This is a genomic window from Polyangiaceae bacterium (genome assembly GCA_016715885.1).
In the GTDB taxonomy this organism is placed as follows: Bacteria; Myxococcota_A; Polyangia; order Polyangiales; family Polyangiaceae; genus Polyangium.
The window spans coordinates 598,948-621,651 of record JADJXL010000025.1 but is presented as its reverse complement, the minus strand read 5'-3'; the positions used below and the strand labels follow the sequence as shown (position 1 = coordinate 621,651).

Here is a 22,704-nt window from a genome sequence, read left to right as displayed (position 1 = left end):
TCAGAAAAGAGTGGATCTGTGGTGAGAATGGGCGGATGATGGCGCTCTTGTGGAGCTAGAGGGGAACGACTTCGACTTCGACTGCGATCACCGTTTTGGATTCGCGATGGATCCGAAGGGGAGCGCGACGGTCGGGTATTTGCTCGTTTGGAGCGGGCTTGGAGGGCTTGCGCTCTCGCCCGACATCGAGGTGAGCAATCCGTTCTCGAGTCCGGGGCAGAGGGTGCTTTCGGGCGCGCGGGTCAAGTGCATCGGGCTTCTCGAGAGTCTGCGATTTGCGGGTGAAGAAGACGATCCGATGCGTTTCGTCGCGTGGGTGAGTCAGGGGACTGCGGCGAACATACGCGCGAAAATTGCTCGGCCGCTTTCGAGCACGAAGCTCGAAATGGTCTTTTATATCATTTCCTACGACGAGGAAAAGAAGCAGTGGTTCGAGGCGGGGCTCGTCAAGGACGGGGGGCGCATGAAAGCGGCGCTCGATACGACGGGCGGGGAGGTGCAGATTTTCATATCGAACAAGCCGACGCGCATTGCGGAAAATTCGGAGACGCGCGTGTATAAATTCGAGTTTCAGGTCGTTCCTGCGGCGGGCGAGACGTCGATCGTCGAATTTGCGCTCGGGCCGACGCAACGGTTCGTGAAAAAATGGGGAGCGGCCGAGGGTTGACGGGACAAGGATTTCAGGTCGTCGAGACATCGAAACGAAGGAGTGGTCATGGCCAGGGAAGAAAAGTCGGAGATACCGAAGTCGAGAATCACGCTCACGTACCGAATTCCTCAAGGTATCGAGAAGAAGGAGCTGGAGCTTCCCTTCCGCGTGCTGGTGATGGGGAATTTGTCGGGCTCGACTGCGGAAGGGAAGAACAAGTCGAAGGATCAATTGGTCGACCTCGACAAACGCGCGATCCGACGTCTCGATGGCAAGAACCTGAACAAGGTGATGGCCGACATGGACCTCAAGGTCACGGTCAAGGTGAAGGATTGCATCGAGCCGGGTGACGACGGGTCGAACGAGATGGAAGTGACGTTGCCCATCAAGGGGATGAAGTCGTTCACGCCTGCGGACATTGCGCAGAACGTGCCGAAGATCAGGGCGCTCTTGCTTTTGAAAAAATTGCTGCTCGAAGGCCAGGCGCACATCGACAACAGCAAAGATTTCCGCAAGGACTTGCAGGCCATCAGCAAGGACAAGGAAACATCTTTGACGGCGCTGAAGGGCGAGCTCACGGGATTCGAACGATTCCAATTGCCGCCCGGGTTGCCGAAGGCGGAAGGCTGAAGGGCTCAGGGTCATAACGACTTCGGGTGGAGATGAATCATGGCTGATGCAATCACGCTTGAGAAACTATTGAAGGACGTGCGGCTCGAGCCCGAGAACGTCAAGGTCAACAATGCCTTGGCACTCACGCCGATGGTCAAAGACGGCTGGGAAGTCGTGCCGGACGACGCGGTCAAAGAAGAGGATCGGTTTGCTGCGAGCATGGCGGCAATTCTGTACAACATCGATCCGAAAGAGGGGATGATCGACAAGACGAACATCCAAAAGCTCGTGGCTCGCATCGATGAAATGGTCAATGACCAAATCAACGAGATTTTGCATGCAGAGCCGTTTCAGCAGATGGAAGCGACGTGGACGTCCATCGAAGATCTCGTGCGCAATACGAACTTCCGCCAGAACATCGACATCAACTTGCTCGATGTGACGAAGGAAGAAGCCTACGAGGACCTCGAGCTGAACATTGCGGACATCGCCGGGTCGGAGATCTTCAAGAAGATCTACGTGGCCGAGTACGATCAATTCGGCGGGCTTCCGTATGGGGCGATGATTGGGCTTTACGAGTTCGAGAATACGAAGCGCGACATTCTGTGGCTCGAGGCCATTGGCAAGATTGCGCGCCATTCGCATGCGCCGTTCATTTCGTCCGCATCGCCCAAGCTGTTCGGGTGCTCGACGATGGCCGAAGTCAATCAGCTTCGGGACATCGAGGGGCTCTTCAATACGCCGCGATATGCGGCATGGAAACAGCTTCGCGAAAAGGACGTAGCCGTCTACATCGGGCTCGCGCTCCCGAAATATCTCGCGCGGCAGCCCTATCATCCCATCGAAAACCCTGCCGAGGGCATTCATTTCGAGGAGAAGTTCCGGTTCACGAAGAAGGACGAGAACGACAAGATCGTGGCCATGACGGAGACCGAGGTCATGGATCAATATGCTTGGGGCAATGCGGCGATGCTGATGGCCCGCAATCTCGTGCGTTCATTCGAGCAGACCGGGTGGTGCCAATATTTGCGCGGCGTCAAAGGTGGCGGCCTTTGCACGGGCCTCGCGACGCATACGTACAACATCCGCGGCGAGGATGAATTGCGTGGCCCCGTGGAAATCACGATTGCGGACTTCCGCGAATACGAGCTTGCAAAGGCAGGGTTCATCCCGGTCATTCACCGCAAGGGTACGGCAGAAGCGGTGTTTTACAGTGCGCAAGCATTGAAGCGCCCGCTCGCGCAGGAGAACCCGAAAGACGCCGAGAACCAGCAGCTTGCCGCGAACATGACGTACACGTTCTCGGTTTCGCGCGTGGCTCATTACGTCAAATGCCTCATGCGCGACAACATCGGATCGTCCGCGGATGCGAATTACATCGCCGGCGAAATCGATCGGTGGATCGCTCAATACGTCACGACGATCTCCAATCCGGATGATCTCACGCTTCGTTACTATCCTTTCAAGGCGTACAGCGTGAAGGTCGATCCAGTTCCTGGGAAAATCGGCTGGTATCACTGCGATCTGTCGATTCTTCCACACATTCAATTCGAGGGACTCGATGTCGACTTGCGTGTCGACGCGAATCTCGCCTAATGACTTCGGTAGAACGAGAAGGAGAATCCCAACATGTTCGACCTACCTTGTAATTGGCGCGCCGGGTTCGTCATGGACCCGACGAAGAAGCAGCGATTCGGTTATATCACGTCCCTCGACGGCTTTGGCCTCAGCGCGGCCTTGCCCACGGACATCACGGTATATACGCCGTACAACACGGGCGCCGCACCGACGTATGCCGGCATTTCGTCGGGCTATACCGCGCCCAGTGAAGACGCTCCCGTGGGCGTATGCAAGGTCGTCGGCGTCCTCGAGCATTTTTCGTGGGGTGGTGGGGTGGGCGATCCCATTTCCGTCAGCATGTACGTGTCTCAGGAAAATGCGACGCAGATCAAGGCCCTCCAGCAGCTCACGCTCAAGACGACGACCATCAAGAAGCTGGGCTGGTGGATCGCCAATTACGATGAAGAAGTGAAGAAATGGTTCGAGGAAGCTTTCCCGAAGGCGCCGCAGGAAATCACGGGGCAAATCAATGCACCCGGCAAGAATGACATTCGGCTCCACGTGGCGAGTGATCCGGAGAAAGTGGCCCCGAACATCGATGTGAACGTGTACAACGTCAACATCGAAATCGTTCCGGCGGCAAACAAGCAGCACACGCTGCATTTTGCGAATTCAGACCAAAAGAAGGTCGTAAAAGCCTGGGGCCTCGTCGTCGGCACCATGGCCACGCAATCCGTGGGATAGTGAGCTGGTCTTGATTTGGACGCTCGCTTCGCGCGCGTGGGACGCGCGCTTCGCGAGGCTGGTCAACGATGGGGGGGTCCGCGGCTCGCCTCCCGGTGCTTTTGCTTCGCAAAAGCACGGCGAGGCGCGGACGCCCCCCATACCCCCCGAATGGGCCGTACTGCGAATTGTTGGGCCGTCCAAACTCCTCACTTCCGTTACGCTCGTGCGCACGATATAGAAACCGCAGATGGATCAACATCGGCTGTCGCGCGTGCACTGGTTCATTGGCCAGGCCCTTCTCCCAGAGCACTTTTATGCTCAAGAAGAATCGCTCCGGGGGGAGGTCGATCGGCGTTTCGGCCTGCATGCCGCTCCGCAATGGGGACTCGGCGTATTGGAGCTCGAACCGTACGGGCTGCCAACGGGCGTCATCACGATCGAACGGCTGACGCTCGTCTTGCGCTCCGGCATGGTCATCGACGTGCCGGGCAATGCCAAACCCGCGACGATCAAGCTGAAGGAGACGGGCGCGAGCATCGTGCCGCTCTACGTGCACGTTCTCAGCGAGTCGGAGGTTTCGAAGACGCGTATTGGAGATGCCGACGAAGAGGGCATCGAGCGCATCGTGCATCAGATTCGTTTGTCCACGGATCCGAGCTCGCCGACGATGATCGAATCGATCAAGATCGCAGAGTTCGAAGCGGATCCGGAAGGAGTTTGGCAGCTCGCGCCGAACTACTTGCCACCGCTCGTGTGCATTGGCCGGTCCGCTCCCCTATTCGAGTCGCATCGGATCCGCCTTCGCGCGATCGTGCAAGCGCTTCGTGAGATTCTCCTGACGGACATCGGCAAACATTATCTTGCGGGCGAAAGTCAGTCGGCGGCGCGACAAGCGCTGCGCGCGGTGTTCACGTTCGAACACGTGCTCGGAGACATCGAACACGGAATTGCTTTGCATCCATACGAATTTTTCAAAGCGCTCCGGTCGCTCCACGTCGACGTATGCATGTACGCGGGGCTCGATCCTTTGCAGCTCGACGTTTGGTACAGCCACGAAGAGCTGGGTGAGTGTTTGTCCAAGTACGTGGGCAAACTCGACGAGTACGTGAAGACGCCGCGACAACCGCCGCCCTACATCGCGTTCACGAAGACCGGATCGCGTTGGGAGTGCACGCTTTTGCCGGAAGCGCGTCGCGCGCGCGACGTGTACTTGCTCGTGCAGAAGCCGCAAGTTTCGATGAAGATCGACCTCAGCGGCAGCAAGCTCGGAAGTCCCACGCGGATTCAGTCGCTGCACGAACGGGCGCTGACGGGGATTCCGTGCAAGCGCATCGTGAATCCTCCGTTTCATCACGATTTGTCGTCGAACATCGACTGGTACCGCATCGAGCCTGGCGAGGAGTGGGACTACGCGATCCGCGAGCGCAAGCTCGTGATGTTCGACACGGCGGAGCTTTCGGGGTCGCGACTCTACTTGTATTTCCGGCCGGGTTGACGAGGAGCTGTCGAATATTTGGCGTCACGCGGGCGCCGGCTTATGGTGGCAACTGCCCACGTTGGGCGCTCGGGATAGCTTCGAATGAAGCCTAGCGACGTCAGCAAATTGTCATCGCTGTTCGGTCTTACGATCGATCCGAAGTGGCTCGCCGTCGTCGCGGTCCTCGTGCCCGTCGTCGTGATCGTGATCGTGGTCGTGTACAAGCGCGTGAAGGCACGTGGAGCGGGCAAGAAAGAGGCAAACCTTCCTTCGCCCACCGGAGCGCAGGCGCCGGATCCGACTGCGCCTGCGGAGGCTCCGAAGCTGCGCGAGGCGTGGCTCGAGTTCCTCAAGCGTTTGCCGTCGCTCTACCGGCGTTCGATTCTGAACTTCGAGCACTACGTCGTCTTGGGCGACAGCGCGCACGGCAAAAGCCGGCTCATCGACGTCTACACCGACTGGCAGCGGCAGCAAAAGCAGTTTCTCTCGAGCAACCCGGACAATCCCGAGCTTCCCGTCTACATCACGTCGAGCGCCGTCGTGATGGAGATCCCGGCGAAGGTGCTGCGCACGCACGGACAGGAGTGCAAACAGGCGCTCACGAAGTTGTGGAAACCGCTCTACGAGCACAAGACGCCGGTCGCCGTGGTGGCGGTGCACGCGCAGAAGATGCTCGATGCGACGTTCGACGAAATCCAAGACCTCGGGGAAACGCTACGCGGCAAGATCAATCTGCTCGCGTCGATACGAGACAAACCCATCGAGGTGAGGGTTGTCCTGACGAACCTCGACGCGATGGAGGGGTACACGGACGTCGCGGCGCTGTGTCGCAATTCCGGAATGCCGCTGCGGGTGCCGCTCCGTGGGGCGCCGAATGCCGAGACCGCATTGGCCGCGTGGCTCGATGGGATGAAGGCGCAGCTTCCGCGTGCGCTGCTCACCGTGGACACGGCGGCGTATGGTCGCATCCTGCGATTTTTGAATGGTGCGTCTCGGCTGATTGCTCCCGTGCGTCATCTCTATACATCGATGTTTGCGCACGAGGCATTGTCGGTCGATCCGATTCGAGGTGATTTGTATCTTGCGTCGCAGCCTGCGGGGAATCCGAATCCGTTGGCGCAAGGAGATCGAGCTCCAGGGCCGGATCCGCGTTTGCCGCACTTGATTGCCGCGGCGGTCGTCGCCGGGGCGTGCATGACGTTGCTCGGCATTACATTCGCGCATCAATATTCCGAATGGAGCACGGCGAAGGAGGCATTGAAAGATTACGTACCGAATGCCGTCAATCCAAAATCCGAAGTACGTCACAGGCTACGCATCATCGAATTTACCCAAGAGCATGATTCCTATTTGGACACTCATCCGGATTTCTTCGCGGGCGCGCGGCACGAAATGCGGAAACAATTCACCGACAGAATTCGCCAAGATTATTTGATTCCTCGGCTTCGCGAGGTGGCTCAGACGGGCGCTCCGGAAATGGGCCAACCTTTGCGCGCGCATCAGCGAAGCTTGTATTTCCTCGGGCTCATCCACAGCGGGAAAAACGACGTGCTCTCGATTCGGTCGACCCGCGATGGCAAGGATCGAGATCGCCTCGTACTTTGGAGTACGATGACGGGCATCGAGCCGGATTTCATTCGTGATTATCTGAACAATACGGACGAACCTGATCTCCGTGCCGTCGTGGGGCTCGAAATACAGAACGTCGATGCACACGATACGAAGCGGGTTTGGCAGGGATTTATCGATGACGTGAAAAAGGCGATGGCCGATGATGTCGTCACCGTGGAGGAGCTCGAGAAGCTGCGCAATGCGGCCAAAGATCTCGAACCGCAAGTCGCACGGTTACGCAATGCCGACATCACGCTCGACATTTTGCCAGCGCTCGATCAGCAGCGCCGGCCGGAGGGCGCGGCGGCGGACGATGACGCGATCGATGCGGCGGACGAGTCGAGTGGTCCATCGAATGGTTTGGCGCGGAAATACGCGCCGGCATTTGGCAGGTTCCTCGATGGATACGAGGCATTTCGGTTTACCGACGTGAACGAGCTCTCTGGAATGCTCGCAACGGTGCGGGATACGGGCCTTGCGGCGGACGAAGAGCGAGGGCTACTCACGTCGCTACTTTCGCGACTTTCGGCGCTGTATAGGCAACGTCTGACCGCAACGGACAACGGCCGAATGGTCCAGATCGATTGGGAAGCGAATAGCTTCGACGAATTGGCGTGGCATGCGAGCATTCGTGAAGCGAAAGCGCATATGATGGTGGAGTCGTTTACCAAGACGGCGACGGAGCGAGATATCTTCTTCGACGCGTCTGACGTGCTGGTGCCGACCACCTGGAATCCGACGGGAAGCGCGGCGGCCGTTTTCGTGGGGCGCAGGTCCATTGATGGGCGTTTTACGCGCGAGATGTACGAAACGCGTGTACGCCGCCCGGTGCTCGCATTGTCCGATTTCTTCGACAATGTAAAAATGGTCGAATCGGACAGAAAAGAACTAATCGAGTTTGTCCGCAAGGGTGTGCAGCGGTATGCAGCGAATTTCCGCACGGGGATGATCGCCTTCATCAGGGGTTTCGACTTGACCGTGTCTTCGCCGGAAGAATTGCGCGTCGCGCTCACTCAAATGAGCGCCGAAACGGGCGGGACGAGCTTCGACGAATTTTTGAAAATCGTCGATAGAAACACGCGCCTCAATGCCCAGAGCTCGAAGACGGGAGCACTGGAATCGATGCTGGTGCCCGCGCACGATGAAATGAAGATCTTCGATGCGTGGCATGGCGTGGTGGACCAAGAAAAAGGCGCGCCGAGGATCATCGAATACAAAAAGATTCTCCAGCAACTCCTCATCGACCTCGGTGGTTCGCTCGAATCTGCTCCCGCCGCAGAGGCGGAGCCGGCAAAAGATGGCAAAACCGAGACGGCCTCCACCGAAAAGAAGGCAAACGAACGGACGCTCGAAACGGAATTGACGCCGACGGGGCGGGTATTTCTCGCATCGATCGTGGACCGCAAGGGCGCGTATTGGGGGATGATTCGGGCGTGGCTCCAAGGGTCGAACCTGCCTTCGGAACAACAATCGCCATTCTTGTTGCCGCTTTCGTCCATCGAGACGACGGGCCGGCGCGACGTCGAAAACGCCGTGGAACGTAGTCTGCAACGCGAGCTCATGCTTGATCTCGAGCGCATCGTCAATCGCTTCCCATTCGACAGAACGGCTCGGGAAGAAGTGACGCCGCAGGAGCTGACCGATCTGTTTCATCCGAAGGAAGGCCGCGTATTCGACTTTTTCCGCAGGTATTTGGAGCCCGTTTCGGAAATCGACGGCGAAGGAGGATTTCGTATCAAGTCGTCGATCCGCGGCGTCCGATTGTCGAAAGCGATTTACGACGTCCTCAATGCATCGGCGCTGCTTTCTTCACGTCTATGGGACGATGCAGGCAAACCGCGCACGCTCGACTACCGGCTCATTACGGTACCTTTCAACAAAGCGCCAGACGGCGACGATGCACTCACGCTCGTGTACTTGAACGTGGGTGAGGGATCGCTTTTCAATTTCAATCAGAAGCATACCGCGAAGACGATGTCGATTGATTGGACGAAGACGGGGAGCTCGCAGGTTGGTGTGCAGCTCACGAACACCGAAACGAAAGAAAACTCGTTTCCACGGCCCATTGGCAAAAGCGGTTCGTATTTTAGTTTCCTTCGTTTGCTCACGGCCGCCGAGCCGCCTGCGCCCGTGAAAGAGCCGCCGACGGCGCAGCTCTATACGTGGCAGATAACGCTGAGCAACAATCAACGGGTGAGCGCTCAGGTTGTCGTGAAAAACGATCCATGGGACACGTTCACGCTGGGGGCTGCGGTTCGCAGATTGGCAAACCGATGAATACATGCCGGCGAATTCTCGGGAGCGTGTTATTCGGGGCCATGTTGACGGCTGGGGCGACGGGGTGCGCCAAAACGACCACGCAGGTCATCGTGGACGCGCCGGACACGGCGAACGATGGATCGCCTCTGCACATGATGATTCGCGCCATTCCCGATTCGCTCGAACAAGAAACGTACGAGCAAGCGGCGGCAAAGATGTTTCAGCAGCCGCCCGACGAATCGATCGTGGCGACGCAGCCCATTTTTCCGGGTGAACGATCTGCAATCAGTTTGCCGGACGTGGGTAAAGGCGACATCGTCATTTATTTCTTTTTCACGGTCCCCGAACCCAAAGACGGGTTTCGAGTTCCCATTCGCAGGCCCATTCCTGCGGAAGTATTCGTCATGCTCGGTGAACGCCGGGTCGAGCGCGTGCAGGTGAGGCGCCGCTGAGAGAGGAGGGGACTTGCCTGATAAGCCCATTCCCACTCCGGATCCCGAACGCATCGACATCGACGCGGTTGCATCCGCAGTTCGCAGTGGCAAAGCGAGCATGAAATGGCTTGGAGGATTTTTGCCCGCCACGTGGGATGCTCCAGAACGTTTTCACAAGGCGCTTCATGCGCACGCGAGCAAGCGCGTGGGCGGGCACAAGAGTCGTCCTGGTGAGGGATACGATCTCTATCACGACACGATTGGCGTGCACGTCGGTCAGCGGCGCCGCGCTTTCGTTGCGGCATCTGCCAGCGGCGATACGGATATCACCTTCGACAATTTGCACCATCGGAGTGCAGCCCTGTCCATTGCGTGGGCGCAAATGGGCGTCGCGCCGGGCAAGTCCGTAGCGATCGTATTGCCCGTGAGCGTCGACCATGTGATTGCACTTGTCGCCTGCTTGCGTCTCGGAGCCGTCGTGAGCACGGTTTCTCCGGACGGACCGACGTTCGTGCAGAATCGACTCGAGCGATTGCAACCGGACCATGTGGTCACCTCGGATAAGCTCGCTCGACATTGTGGCGATTTCGCCGAAAAGCGGATCCAATTCGTCGCGCCCGCCATGACGAATACATCGGCGCCGTCGCATTGGTACGCGAGTGACGAGCCAGTTCTGCGTATTCTTTCGCCTTTTGGCGACCCCGCAGGCGATCCTGTCGAGGTTTGCGCGGACAAACTTTACGAATCGCTGATCGTCGCGGGTCTCTTCGTCTTTGCGCTCGACAAATCCGACACCTTGGCGGCGCCGGGTTTTTCGCCGGCACAATTCCAGCCGCACCTGCTCCTCTCGGCGTTCGTTGCGGGGGCTGCTTATGCGGAAATGCCGGCTTCCGATGTCGAAGCGGATGCCAAGATCGTGAGTCGCACAGGTACGACGGTCCTTGGAGTTTGTCGCTCCGTACGGGATGCGCTCGTTCGCCAAGGCAGCTCGAATGTTCCGAAGGGGCTGCGCGCGTGGTTCCGGAGTTTGACCGAAAAATTCGATATCGAGCGCTGGGTCCAATTTCAAAATATCGCCTGGGAGCGCAAGGTCCCCGGCTTCTGCATTGCCGCGAGCTCCGCGGCATCATTCGTGCACTTGTTTTCGCCTCCTGCTGCGCCCAACGTCGCGGCGCTACGCGTTTGGCCTGCGCCTGGTGCGAGCTTTGCGCTGGCGGAGATTGCGGCCGGCGAGCTACCGTCATTGCGTGATGCTGGCGTGTACGCTCCGCTCGTGGAAGGAAAACCCGCCGATCCATCGGGCCTACCGACGATGATTTTTGCGCGCGAGAGTGACGGGTATGTCTTTGCGGGGTCTGTCGATTTGGGCCACGACGCGCATGCGTATCCGGCTGACGAAGTGGTGCGGGTCGTCGAGTCGCATCGAGCCGTCAGGCATGCGGCCGTGGTCGTCACGTCGGGAAAATACACGAATGACGCCGTCGTCGCGCTGCTCGTCTTTACCGACGATCATCGGGATGCGGAGGGACGCGTCGTTTTTCGCTTCACGCCGGACGACATACGTGCGCTCGTCATGCGTGAAATGGGCCCGACGGCATTGCCTGATCGAATCGAGGTGTTTCCATTGCGACCGCGTATCGTGGAAGGCAAAGTCGATGCTGCGTATTGTCGCGACCAGTATCTTGGAGGGCTTTTTCACAAGAAGGCGACTTCGGAGCTGCATTTGCTCATTTCTCGACTTGGTTACATTCTTGCCGGTCCTCGCGCTGGATGACGTCATGCTAGAGGAGAATACGAAATGGCAACGCTAGCGTGCATGGGAGCGATGATGCAATGCTCATTCGGGGCCGCCCCGTCGTCGCTCGTCGTGCTTCCTGCGAATCGAGTTTTGCAATCGCTTCCGATTGCGAACATCATGGATAACAAGCCATTCGTGAATATTTTGCCGTTTGCGATGTGCATGAGCATGGCAAACCCCGCCGTCGCATCGGCGACAGCGGCCGCTTTCGGAGTCCTCACGCCGATGCCGTGCACTCCAATGACCGCAGCTCCGTGGGTGCCCGGTACGCCGACGGTGCTCGTGGGAAATATGCCCGCGCTCGATATGAATTCCAAATGCATGTGTTCGTATGGCGGTGTCATTTCGATTCTATCGCCCGGACAGTTCGTCGTACAAGCATGACGTGGCGAGTGCGCCAAGGTCGAGGAGGATGACGTGGCCCGTGATTTGTCGATATACTCGAGCGCCCTCGAAGGGGCACCTGGCGCGGAGCTCGAATCATCGGACGAACGCCTTCTGGCGATCATCGAGCACTTCGAAAAACGCAATTTCGACAAGGCGGCCAATGTGGCCGAGGAGCTCGCGGAAGAGGGCATTTTCGACATTCGTCCGCTGTCGTATCTGCTTTTCGTAAGCTTTCTCGAGGGAGGGATTGCGGCTCTCGGCTCGATATTCGACGTCATCGTGACGACGCTCGAGCAAAATTTGCAATCGATCGGACCGCAAAAGAATCGTGAAGCGTTTTACGCGAAACGGATGGCTTGGTTATTTACGACCATGTCGGACCACATTGCGTATTATCGGAAGGAAGGCGGGACGGCTTGGAAAAACATGCGGGTCGGCGTTACGAGCGAGTCGATTTCGGACATTCTCGAGCGAGCCAGACGGGTCGATGCGGCCCTGGCGGGTGGTGCTTGGGAAAAGCCCGCAATGGCGCTCGGTTCGCTCGTGAGTGCATTGCGAGACTTGGCAGAAGAGCTTTCCGCAGCGGAGCAGACGCCTGGCGAATCGACGAAGCCCGTATCGGCGCAGCCGGACGCGGAGACGAACGATGACGCCGCCGTGGAAGAGGAAAATGAATTCGAGGGCGACGAGGTGGCGCAGGCACCGGTCGTGAAATCGAAGACGGCGGGCAAACGAACGATGACGCTCGACATTTCGCCGCAATTCGCCGAATTCCTCGCGAAATTGCAGGCATTCGAAAAGCTCGTCAAAAAAGGCGACCTGATGAAGGCGGCGATCGTGGCCGAGGACGTGCAAAACATCATCGAGAACTTCGACCCTCGGATCTATTTTCCTGCGCTGCTTTCGCGCTTCAGCGAACTATTGTCGACGCACGCCGAAACGCTTGGGGAACACATCGACAATCGTGATTCGTTTGCGTGGAAAACATCGTCGCAATTTTACAAGGTAGACCTCGACAAATTCGTGCGAGGGTAATGCGATGGTCGTGGATGCCACAGTTGCGGGTATGCCATTCGAAGAGCGTCTCGTACGGGAGGCGATGAGGTTCGATTTGCGCCCGCTGCTCGATGTGCTGCGCGATCACGGATATGGTCGAGACAGCATCATGTTCGAGGGGAGCTCGGAGGATGCTGCGTCTCCCGGGATCATCGAGGCGATTCGATTTCCGGAAAAACCTGCGGGCACGGTGATCATCACATTGAACTTGGGGCTGCTCGCCGAAGGCACGCTACTTCCCGCCTATTTTTTCGACGTGATTCAAACGAGCCCGCGAAGCACGGCATTTTACGACTTTCTGCGTTTTTTTGATAATCGATTGGTCGAGAATTACCTTTGGGGCATCTATCCTGAAGATCCGGGGGGGCCATACGGCGATTATGGTCGCCTGCTCGCCTCGTATTTTCGTATGCTGGGCCCGGGTTCGACGAGCACGTTGTCGTGGCTCTTTCAAAGGTATTTTCCGGACTTTCCGGTGCGCGTTTGGCGGCGCGAATTTCCGAGCGACACGGCGGCACACGCCATGATGATGGGCATGTCGAAGCTCGACGGGACGGGGGTGCTCGGCAAAATTTATCCTTCCGAGAGTGCAGGATTCGTCGTCGAATTGACGGTCGAATACGAAACCGATCATTATGGGCGTCCGTGGGCGGATGTCGTGCTTCAAAGGTTCCGCGATCGGCTCTTGCCGCTGATCGAACCCCACCGCATACCGCTTGCGCTGCGTCTGCGCGTCTTGTGGCACACGGGATACGCAAAAATCGAAGATCCGCGAAAGCAAACGAAGGGAAGGCTCGGGTACGATCGAATTCGCGACAAACAACCGTCCCCGCACACGATCCTGCTATATCCAGAACTTGGCAATGGCGCCGAACTGCGATAGGAAGATGTCGAATGTTTCTCCACAAGCATTTCGTTGATCCTACCGCATCGAACGAAGCTGAGGACGTCGTGCGAAATCTACGTCACGTGCTCGGTACGCGACGCGGAACGGGATCCTTCGTTCCGTCGTTTGGGCTCACGGGACCTGGACCTCGGCAGGGCGACGAAATGCTCGTGAGGCTCATGGACGAGGTTGCGGAAAACCTGCGTCTTTACGAGCCGCGTGTGGAGCTCGTGGGGAAAATCAAAGAAGTGCACGATAACGATGGAACGGGTGCGCGCATCTTGGCGACGATGCGTTGCATCGAGTCCGGCAATATCGTACGCATGACGATTCACGTGACGCAGCGGGGGTTCGAATTCGAGATCCTGCCGCCAGATGCATTGAAGGGTAAAACGAAATGACGAACGGAGCAAGCGAAACGTCGTTCCGGGACAGGCTCGAGGTGACGCTCGAATTGACCATTGCAGGGGAAGCATTTTCGATTGCCGGAGGAGACATCAAGTATTTCGAGATTGAAATTTTGCCGTATGGTATTTTCGGACAGGCGGAATTCTGGTTCGTCGCCAATACTTCGCAATCGGAGGATACCTTATTTTCCGCGTTCGTTGGGACGGACGTGATTGATGTATCGCTCACGTGTAAGCGCGAGCGTGATCAGGAGTGGGGCGAAGCTACGCCAATGACGGTGAAGGGGCTCGTTTCGGCACGAAGCGTCGAAGAGCGAGCATTCGATGATGTGAGCGGAAAGCCCGTATTGCAGCGCAAGTATGCGATTCATTTCGCGGATCGCGGTTCCGTGCTTTGGCGGCAGCATCATCCAACGGCGCTTTATGTCGACAAGACGATGAAAGACCTTGTGGAGGACAACAAGCCTGCGGGCGTGACGATCAAGTATCCGTGGACGGCGGCGACCACGCAGTACGCAGTGCGTTCGCTCGGGCTGGGAGTAAGTGGCAACGACGCATCGTTTTATGATTTTCTGATGTGGTTTTTGGACAAGGAAAACCTCGGCCTGCATTATGATTCCGCGGCCGACGATTATTCAATCGTATCGGAAAAACCGGACGGGGGTTCCGCCAAAACCTTGCAAAAGGAAGAAATTGCGCTGGTCGAGGCATACTTCCCCGAAGTGCGCCGCGACGTGGGCAACGTGCTCAATGCATACACGGATGCGGCAACGAAAAAGAAGGGCATTACGAATGCCGAGAGCGTCACTGGGGTTCGGACGGATCATTTGATTCGGTCGGCCATCGAAAACGACACCACCTCGCGCGCGACGCTCGAAACCGGACGGAGCAAGCAGCGGCAGCCCGAGGCGGTGGTGTTTTTCAAGTCGTTTCCGACGACGCCCGTCGTCTGGCCGAATCAGGCGAAGCTCGATACCGCGTATGGTACGAACGTCTATCAATCCGGCAAGACGTATCGAGTTCGTCGCACGCGTATCGTGGCGTGGGCCGTGAGCCAAGAAGCGACGGACGACAATGCGGAAGCCGCCAATGCATATATGATCGAACACGAAATCGATTTGGAGCTCGCCGCTGACGTGACGTTCCGGCGTGCGGCATTCGTTGCGCCCGTGTGGCCGTATCACGTCGAGGGGAAAGTCAAGAGTGAAACGGGGGAAGAGACCGAGGAGACGTATCAGATCTATCAGGATGCTTCGTCGCAGGACGTGTATCGCGTCAAAGTCCCGCTTTTCGACGACACGGTGGTCATTGCGCCGTTTTTGCCGTATTACCAACCGGGGCATTTTTATTTCCCGGCGTATCGTGACCAGCGAGTGTTATTGGAGCTTTACTTCGATCGAGCGTTCGTGAGGTCATTTTTGGATTTCAGGCCCGGTGGGCGCCTTGCGGCCGAATCGCAAGGCAATCACCTGCTGATGGGCAAGACCGCGACGGATCAAACGTCGATACGGCATTTGTACGAAGAGCAAAAGCCGAAGCTCGTGATCGAACGAACCAAGGACAAGGATTGGCAGATGATCACGGTTTCCGAGGGCGTGATCCGAATGGAAACGCAGGACAAGGAATAGCGCTGCGTGGGTATGAAACCACGGTAGAAGCCCGAAGCGCTTCTACCTATCCATACAAGAGTTACTTCGCCGTCGTCGTTTCGGCAGGTTCGAGATCGAATCCGATGGTCGCGTAAAAACCGCGCGCGGGCTGAAGCAAACGCGAATTGTATCCGCCTGCGCTTCCGGTGACCGTTCCGTCACCGGCAATCGAAATGGGGGCATTGCCCGAGTCCGCGGTGCGAATTCCCGGATGGCTATATTGTGTACCGAGAATGTTCGTGACGCGAAGGCCAAACGAAAACCCTTCCCAAGGAACGTTGGTCAGCCGGACGTTGGCGTCGACCGTGCCGTACGCGGGAATGGATCGAATGGGATTCGTCACGACGGTCTCGCGAGCATCCATGAAGCGTCCCATGATGGTGGCCGTGAAGGGCCCATTGTCGAACGTAATGCCGCCCCAAGCCTTGTTCAACGCGACATCGCCGACGAAACGAGTGCCCGCGCAAGAATAATCCGACGGAAAGAGACCTCCGTCGCAGTTGTCTTCGGCATGAAGAATGCGCGAATAATAGGCCCAGAGCTGAATGGGCCGGTAGAAGAATCGTGCGCCGACGTCGAGGCCTGCAAGTTGCCTTTCGCCAAGGTGGACGAATCCCTGTTGAATGTCGGTATCCGACTGGATGGGGGTGTCGATGATCGGGTTCGTCGACTGGAAATAATACGCACCCGCGTGTACGGAGAGGAATTTACGCACGAGCAAATCGGCGCTTGCTTCAATGGTATGCGAAGGCTCTTCGACGGCATCGAGCTCGGCGTCGGCGTCCGAATCCGTGTAGCGCGTGCGGGTCACTTCATAGAGCCCCGGCTCGAAGAGCCCTTGCCCATAAAGAACCTTGGTGGTGAGCGAAATCTGCTGAATTTCCCGGGATTTGGGCGTCGATGTTTCGTGAAGAACGAACTGCCCGACGTAACCACCGCGGAATACGACGCCGGTGCTGTCTCGTAGCGAACCGTGTTCGAGCCGCATACCAGCATGCAATGCGTGCGCATTGAACAATTGAAACTTTGCCATGACGTACCCACCGAGATCGTCGACACCTAGCGAGGGGACGTCGTGTTGTCCGATGAGCACGTTGGACTCGCCGAGAGGATCTTGCGAATTGATCGGGTACCAGCTTCGAGCGACTTCGTTGTAGCCGAGCCCCGTGCCGAGGTTGTTTTCGACGTGCTGAAAACGGAGACCGATACCGAGGGACAATTGGTCGGACGAAAATAATAGATTGCGTGGCGCCGATATATCGAAATCTTGGGTGACCAAAACTCCATAATGGGGAGATGTGCGCGAATAAATCACGGCCTCCGGCCCGTTTTCGCCATACTCGCGCGTGAGGTACGTCGTGGGGGAGGTGACGCTGCTATGCCGAAACTGCACGAGTGTCGTCGAACCGACGTGCGGAGAAAGCTCGGCCACGTGGCGACCGTAAATGCTGATTTCCTGTTCGGTCCACAATCCGCCTGCTTGTTGGCGATCGGCAGGGTAAGCCGTGCCAAACCCCGTGGATTGCACGAACATTTGTGCGGCAATTTCGGTGCCTTCTCCGAGATATAGGCGCGCATCCATGGCCGCTTTGCGATCGACCGAATGAAAGTCCCCCGCAAGCGTCGGGTACAAGTCGAGCACGGTCTGGTTCCAGAGCGCGGGGTCGGCATACATGGATGCTTGCGAATACCGGAACGACTTACGATCCCCGATGGATTTGTCGAGCACGCCATCTTCGAATCGGCCGCTCAGGCGAAAACGCCAACCGCGAGCGGTGTAAAGTGCCGTCGCGTCGACGATTTTCGTGGGGTCGCCAATCGAGCTGAAGTTTCCTTGCGGACCGCCGAAAATGAGCCGAGAGCGGATTCCCACGCCCGTGCGCCCTTGATCTTGGGCATCTTTCCCGTTGTTCGTGATCACGTTGATGAGGCCCATGGCGGCATTGGCACCATACACGGCAGACGCCGGACCATAAGCAATTTCGATGTGATTGACGTTCGTCAGAGGAAACGTCGCCATGATTTGGCCATGGCGATAAAATAGATGATTGACTACGACACCGTCGACCATCACCAAAAAGGGTTCCGCCGTGATTGAACGATATCCGCGAACGTAGCTGCGAACGTAATAATCGCCTCCGGGGCGGACGACGTCCATGGCTGGCAAGTCGTCGAGCACTTGCGAAAGGTCCGTATAACCGCGGTCGCGAATGTCTTTGGCCGAGACGACGAGCACCCAGGCCGGTGCTTCGGAAGCGGTTTCGCGACGTTTGCTGGCGGTTACGACTGGCGAATTGACGATTTCTTCAATCGTCACGGGTCCGGATGAATTGTCACGAAAGCCAGCACGGGTCCCCTTTTTGACGTTGCCTTTCAGCTCGGCGGGCAACGTCGATGGAACGGCGCCTTTCTTCGCGGGTTTTTTGGGATCATCGAAAAGAATGACTTCACTGTCGCTTTGATCATCGACGGGCGGCGGCGCGGGCGGTTTTGCTGCGTCTGGCGCCTTGGCATCGGGCGCCTTGGCATCGGGCGCTTTGGCATCGGGCGCCTTGATCTCTGGAGGCTTGACCTCGGGCACTTTGACATCGGGGGCCTTGATGTCGGGCACCTTCGCTTCCGGCAATTTTACGTCGGGCACTTTGGGCTGAGCTGCAACGTTGCCAGAAAGAGCAAGCACTGCAGTCACGGTAAGCGCAGGCAGGCAAAGCCGCGGCGCAAACACGCGCTTGGCGAAGCGGAAAGGACGACTCAGAAGCACGTGCACATCCTACGACAATTGGGGAGGCGAGGGCCAGAAGTCGGCAAACAAGTGTTGTGCGGTGCAAGCATTGTGAGCACTCATGCAGCCCTCGGCGATTGGCAGCCCGAGCTTCGGCGGCGTCGCACTGCGGCAAGCGCGAGGGCGCCGATGAACCATGCAATATTGCGATGACGTGAAGAGGAGTCACCTGCGGCACTGCACGCGCAACCGCCGCCCGTGGGGTTTTTCCCATCGGTACATTCGGGACCTTGGTCCGAATATTCGCAAATGCCGGTGGTGGGATTGCAAACGCCCTCGTTTTGGCATGTGCCGGGGGCCTCGCAAACGACGGGTTCGGAACCACTGCACGTGCCAGCCTGACAAACATCCGTTTGAGTGCAAAGGTTTCCGTCGTCGCATGTCGTCCCGGTGAGCGGTGAACACGTGCCATCCGCGGTAGCGCCTGCTGTGACGGAACACGCTTGGCAATCGCCGCCGCACTCGGCGTCGCAACAAACTTGGTCGAAGCAGAAACCGCTCAAGCATTGCGTACCCACGCCACACTTTTTGCCGAGCTCGACCATGCACTTTCCGGCGCCATTGCAAGCTTTCCCGTCGATGCAGGCACCATCTTGCTGGTTTTCTGGAACGTCCGAGCAGGTGCCGACGCTTCCGGGCACGTTGCACGATTGACAGTCGATACCGCATTCGATATTGCAGCACACCCCATCGGTGCAATGGTTGCTGGCGCATTCGGCGCCCGTCGTGCAGGCCTCGCCAAGACTCTTGACGCAGTCACCGGAACCATTGCAACTGAGCGTGGGGGTGTTGCAATTGCCTTCATCTTTGCCATTTTCGGGCACGAAGGAACATAGTCCTAGCGTGCCTTGGAGGTTGCACGCTTTGCATGTCTCCGTGCAGTCTTCATTGCAGCAAACTCCATCGACGCATTTGCCGACGAGGCATTCGGCTGCTGCGCTGCACGTTTGTCCGAGCTCTTTTTTGCATTCGCCTTGACCGTCGCAAGCGACATCGGACCCCGTGCACGTGCCGTCGTCCTGGCCGCTCACGACGTTCGAGCAAACGCCGACGTTACCAACGACGTTGCACGATTGGCAGGTCGTTTGGCAAGCAACGTTGCAGCACACGCCGTCGACGCAATTGTTCGTCACGCAATCGGCGGGCGCGGCGCAGCTCTGGCCATTGATTTTTTTGCAATTCCCCGCGCCGTCGCACGCCTTGTCGGCGCCCGAGCACATGCCGTCTTTTTGCCCCGCGGCGACAGGCGTACAGGTACCATTTCCCGCGAGGTTGCATGCTTGGCAATCCGCGCACGCCGCGCTGGCGCAGCAAACGCCGTCCACGCATTGCCCGCTCTGGCATTGTCCGCCGCTCGCGCAAACTTGCCCGTCGGGCTTTTTGGGGAGGCACACCTGCATGTCGCAATAGGCATCGGTCACGCAATCGGAATTGCTGGCGCACGTCATTTTGCATGCGTTGTTCTTGCACGCATAAGGAGCGCATTCCGTTTCCCCCATGGCGCAGAAGCCGACGCCGTCACAAAGATTGGGACCTTTCAGCGTGTCGCCGTCGATGCACACGGGAGGAGCGCATACTTTGGTGTTATCGTATTTTTGGCATTGCCCCATGCCGTCGCAAAAACCGTTGTTGCCGCACGTCGTTACGGCTTCCGGTGCGCAATCGTTGTTGGGATCGGTTCCTGCGACGACGTTCTCGCAAATCCCGTCCTTCATTTGCCCGGGTGTTCCCTTTTTCGCGTCGGAACATGCCTGACATGCTGCTGCGCAATTCGTGTTGCAGCAAAAACCATCCACGCAAAAGTTGGACAAACATTCGGTGCTCACCGTGCACGATTGCCCGATGGATTTTTTGCAGATTCCGCTCCCATCGCAGGCTTGTCCTTGCGCTTGGCAGGTATTGTCTTGCGTGCCGGCTGCGACGTTGACGCACGTGCCGGAAGCATTGCACACTTTGCAGGTTCCGGCGCAATCCGCGTCGCAACAAACGCCGTCGACACAATGGCCGCTCTGGCATTCCACGCCCGCGGCGCACGCGGATCCTTGCACTTTCTTGTACACGCACGTGCTCGTGGCGCCGTCGCAATACGCAGCGACGTTGCAATGCGATTGGCTGGAACAAGCGGCCAGACACGTATTGCTCGAACAAATGTAAGGGGCGCAGGGCTTGGAACCTGCGTCGATGCATGCGCCTCCGCCATTGCAGGTATCCGCATTGAATTGCGTCAAGCCGTCGGGGCTGCAATACGCTGCGACGCAGATACTTCCCGAAGGATGCTGCTGGCAAGCGCCGCTCGAGCAAATACCCGTGTTCCCGCACGTGGAAGCCGGTTGAGCGCCGCATTCTGCGTCGGGATCGGTTCCATTGGCCACGTCCCCGCATTCGCCGTTCGCCCCGGAACCTTTTTTCGTGGTCGAGCAAGCTTGGCACGTGCCATTACACGCCGAATTGCAGCAAACCCCCGTCCACGCAAAATCCACTGATGCATTGCGTGCCATCGCCATTCGTGCACGCAACGCCGTTGATCTTCTTGCAGGCTCCACTTCCGTCACAAGCCGTCGTGCCCGTGCACGCGGGAACCGCATTGGGATCCGTATCGTTCATGGCAAGGTTTCGGCACGTTCCTTCGTTGCCCGAAACGTTGCACGATTGGCAGTTCGCGCATGTCGAAGTGCTGCAACAGACGCCGTCGACACAGAAATTGCTCACGCAATCCGTGCCGCTCGCGCATTGAGTACCATTGAAGCGTTTGCATGCGCCCGCACCATTGCATTGTCTGTCCGCTCCAACGCAAGCGTTGGGCGGAAAAAAGTCATCGTTGCCCAATGCAATCGGCGAGCAACTTCCAACGTTGCCCGTCACCGCGCAGCTCGAACACACCGTCGTGCACGCGCTATTGCAACACACGCCGTCCACGCAAAATCCACTGATGCACTCCAAGCCCTGCGTGCAGTTCTCACCATTGGCCAATTTGCAGAACCCATTTCCGTCACACGACTCCGACGCAGCGGCGCACGTGACCGGATCGTTTTGGTTCTGCGGCACGTTCGAGCAAGTCCCCAGCTTTCCGGGCAAGTTGCACGCTTTGCACGTATTCGTGCACGTCGTATCGCAACAAACTCCATCGACGCAATTCCCACTCACGCACTGACCGCCCGTCGTACACGTCTCGCCATTGTCGAGTCTGCACGCAGCCATTCCATCACACGAGCCGCCCGTGCATTCGTTGTTCGGATCGAGCCCATTCATGATCGGCCCGCACGAACCATCAGCTCCCTGTCCTTTGAGCGTCGTCGTGCACGCCATACAGATGCCCGTACACGCAAGATCGCAGCATACGTTGTCCGCGCAGACCGAGCTCATGCACTCGCTTCCACTCGCACAAGGCTGACCATTGTCGCGCCTGCACGAGCCATTGCCATAACAAGCTCCGGCCGGGCATTCGTTCTGCGGATCCGTGTTCGCTTTGATGGGACCACAAACGCCGTCGACGCCTTGGCCCTTGAGCGTCGCCGTACAGGCCGAACACGTGCCCGTGCACGCATTGTCGCAACAAACGCCGTCGATGCAAAACGTGCTATCGCATTCGCTGCCCAGCGTGCACGCCGTGCCATTCACCGCATTCTGCTTCGGGACGGTCGCGTCGTCCCCTTCCGAAGGCTCGACGGCTTTCACGCGCATCTGCAAAAGCACCGCCGACGGGCCCTTCGGCACATCGAGCGCCAATTCCTTTCCCGTCAATCGAAGCCGCGTATCGATATGCTCGGACGAACCATTCTTCACGAGCGTCACTCGAAGCCGCGAAGCTCCGCGGTCATCCATCACGACCACATCGTCGCCATCCGGTCTCGCTCGCGCACCCACAAGTTCCCAGCGCCAAGTGAACCCTTCTTGCTCGACGAACCCGGGTTTCAAGAAAAGCGACACATCGAACCCACCCTCTTTCGCCGTCCACACCTGCCCGCCACCTTCGTGGTCGTACGTAATGACACCGTCCGAAAGGACCGCTCGTTCAAGGCCATCCAGCGATCGCATGACCACGACGAATCCATCGCGCGACGCAAACCGCACGCCGTCGTCCGGTTCGACGGGAAGCGTGATCTCGACCGGTTCGATGCCATCCGAGCTCGACATCTCCACGGACGATGCTGCATACCCATCGGTGCCGACGGGAACGAAGGGATCGTCCGTGTAAAATGCTTCGTTTCTTTCTTTGGGAAAATGAACGGCAAGCTGATCCTTCACCTCCGCCGCATCGCGATCACTGCCGCACCCGATGCAACCCATGGGCGCGGCGACGACGAGCGCGAGCAAGAAGAGAACGAAGATTCGAAAAAGCAATCCCGTGCGGCTCGGCATGGCAGATGGAAACGAGCACACCGAAAACCGTCGGCCATGTCAAGCTGAATGC

16 protein-coding genes are annotated in these 22,704 nt (G+C 58.0%); 13 read left to right on the top strand and 3 right to left on the bottom strand.

Features of this window, described 5'->3' with window-relative positions:
- Positions 1–106: 106 nt before the first annotated feature.
- From IPM54_37550 to IPM54_37490, 13 genes are all read left to right on the top strand, one after another.
- Positions 107–667: a hypothetical protein gene (locus IPM54_37550; protein ID MBK9265480.1), complete on the top strand. Its 561-nt coding sequence runs from the start codon at positions 107–109 to the stop codon at positions 665–667.
- Between the two features lie 48 nt (positions 668–715).
- Positions 716–1,279: a type VI secretion system contractile sheath small subunit gene (tssB, locus tag IPM54_37545; protein MBK9265479.1), complete on the top strand. Its 564-nt coding sequence runs from the start codon at positions 716–718 to the stop codon at positions 1,277–1,279.
- Positions 1,280–1,318: 39 nt separating this feature from the next.
- The gene (gene tssC / locus IPM54_37540) at positions 1,319–2,857 is read left to right on the top strand and encodes a type VI secretion system contractile sheath large subunit (protein MBK9265478.1); all 1,539 of its coding nucleotides are present in this window, start codon (positions 1,319–1,321) and stop codon (positions 2,855–2,857) included.
- A gap of 33 nt (positions 2,858–2,890) precedes the next feature.
- Positions 2,891–3,565 (top strand): hypothetical protein, encoded by a 675-nt coding sequence (locus IPM54_37535; GenBank protein MBK9265477.1) that lies wholly within the window; start codon positions 2,891–2,893, stop codon positions 3,563–3,565.
- 229 nt (positions 3,566–3,794) lie between these two features.
- Positions 3,795–5,042: a type VI secretion system baseplate subunit TssK gene (locus tag IPM54_37530; protein ID MBK9265476.1), complete on the top strand. Its 1,248-nt coding sequence runs from the start codon at positions 3,795–3,797 to the stop codon at positions 5,040–5,042.
- Positions 5,043–5,126: 84 nt separating this feature from the next.
- A complete protein-coding gene (locus IPM54_37525) occupies positions 5,127–8,912 on the top strand; it encodes a hypothetical protein (GenBank protein MBK9265475.1) in 3,786 nt (1,261 codons plus the stop codon).
- A complete protein-coding gene (locus IPM54_37520; protein ID MBK9265474.1) occupies positions 8,861–9,346 on the top strand; it encodes a hypothetical protein in 486 nt (161 codons plus the stop codon). The genes IPM54_37525 and IPM54_37520 overlap by 52 nt, the downstream gene beginning before the upstream one ends.
- A gap of 13 nt (positions 9,347–9,359) precedes the next feature.
- Positions 9,360–11,102 carry an AMP-binding protein gene (locus IPM54_37515; GenBank protein ID MBK9265473.1) on the top strand — a complete coding sequence of 581 codons (1,743 nt, stop codon included), beginning with the start codon at positions 9,360–9,362 and terminating at the stop codon, positions 11,100–11,102.
- A 24-nt stretch (positions 11,103–11,126) separates the two neighbouring features.
- Positions 11,127–11,510 (top strand): DUF4280 domain-containing protein, encoded by a 384-nt coding sequence (locus IPM54_37510; protein MBK9265472.1) that lies wholly within the window; start codon positions 11,127–11,129, stop codon positions 11,508–11,510.
- Between the two features lie 33 nt (positions 11,511–11,543).
- Complete coding sequence (locus IPM54_37505) at positions 11,544–12,548, top strand: hypothetical protein (GenBank protein ID MBK9265471.1); 1,005 nt, start codon at positions 11,544–11,546, stop codon at positions 12,546–12,548.
- Positions 12,549–12,552: 4 nt separating this feature from the next.
- A complete protein-coding gene (locus tag IPM54_37500; GenBank protein ID MBK9265470.1) occupies positions 12,553–13,452 on the top strand; it encodes a hypothetical protein in 900 nt (299 codons plus the stop codon).
- Between the two features lie 68 nt (positions 13,453–13,520).
- Positions 13,521–13,856, top strand: a complete 336-nt coding sequence (locus IPM54_37495; GenBank protein MBK9265469.1) for a hypothetical protein — start codon at positions 13,521–13,523, stop codon at positions 13,854–13,856.
- Entirely contained in the window at positions 13,853–15,490 is a 1,638-nt protein-coding gene (locus IPM54_37490) for a hypothetical protein (GenBank protein ID MBK9265468.1), read from the top strand. Before IPM54_37495 ends, IPM54_37490 begins: the two co-directional genes overlap by 4 nt.
- A gap of 61 nt (positions 15,491–15,551) precedes the next feature.
- Here the strand turns inward: IPM54_37490 and IPM54_37485 are convergent, their stop codons facing one another.
- The 3 genes from IPM54_37485 to IPM54_37475 all read right to left on the bottom strand — a co-directional run bounded on the left by IPM54_37485 (position 15,552) and on the right by IPM54_37475 (position 22,652).
- Positions 15,552–18,272 carry a TonB-dependent receptor gene (locus IPM54_37485; protein MBK9265467.1) on the bottom strand — a complete coding sequence of 907 codons (2,721 nt, stop codon included), beginning with the start codon at positions 18,270–18,272 and terminating at the stop codon, positions 15,552–15,554.
- An 80-nt stretch (positions 18,273–18,352) separates the two neighbouring features.
- Positions 18,353–20,791: a hypothetical protein gene (locus IPM54_37480; GenBank protein ID MBK9265466.1), complete on the bottom strand. Its 2,439-nt coding sequence runs from the start codon at positions 20,789–20,791 to the stop codon at positions 18,353–18,355.
- Positions 20,730–22,652, bottom strand: a complete 1,923-nt coding sequence (locus IPM54_37475) for a hypothetical protein (protein ID MBK9265465.1) — start codon at positions 22,650–22,652, stop codon at positions 20,730–20,732. Before IPM54_37475 ends, IPM54_37480 begins: the two co-directional genes overlap by 62 nt.
- Between the last annotated feature and the right edge of the window lie 52 nt (positions 22,653–22,704).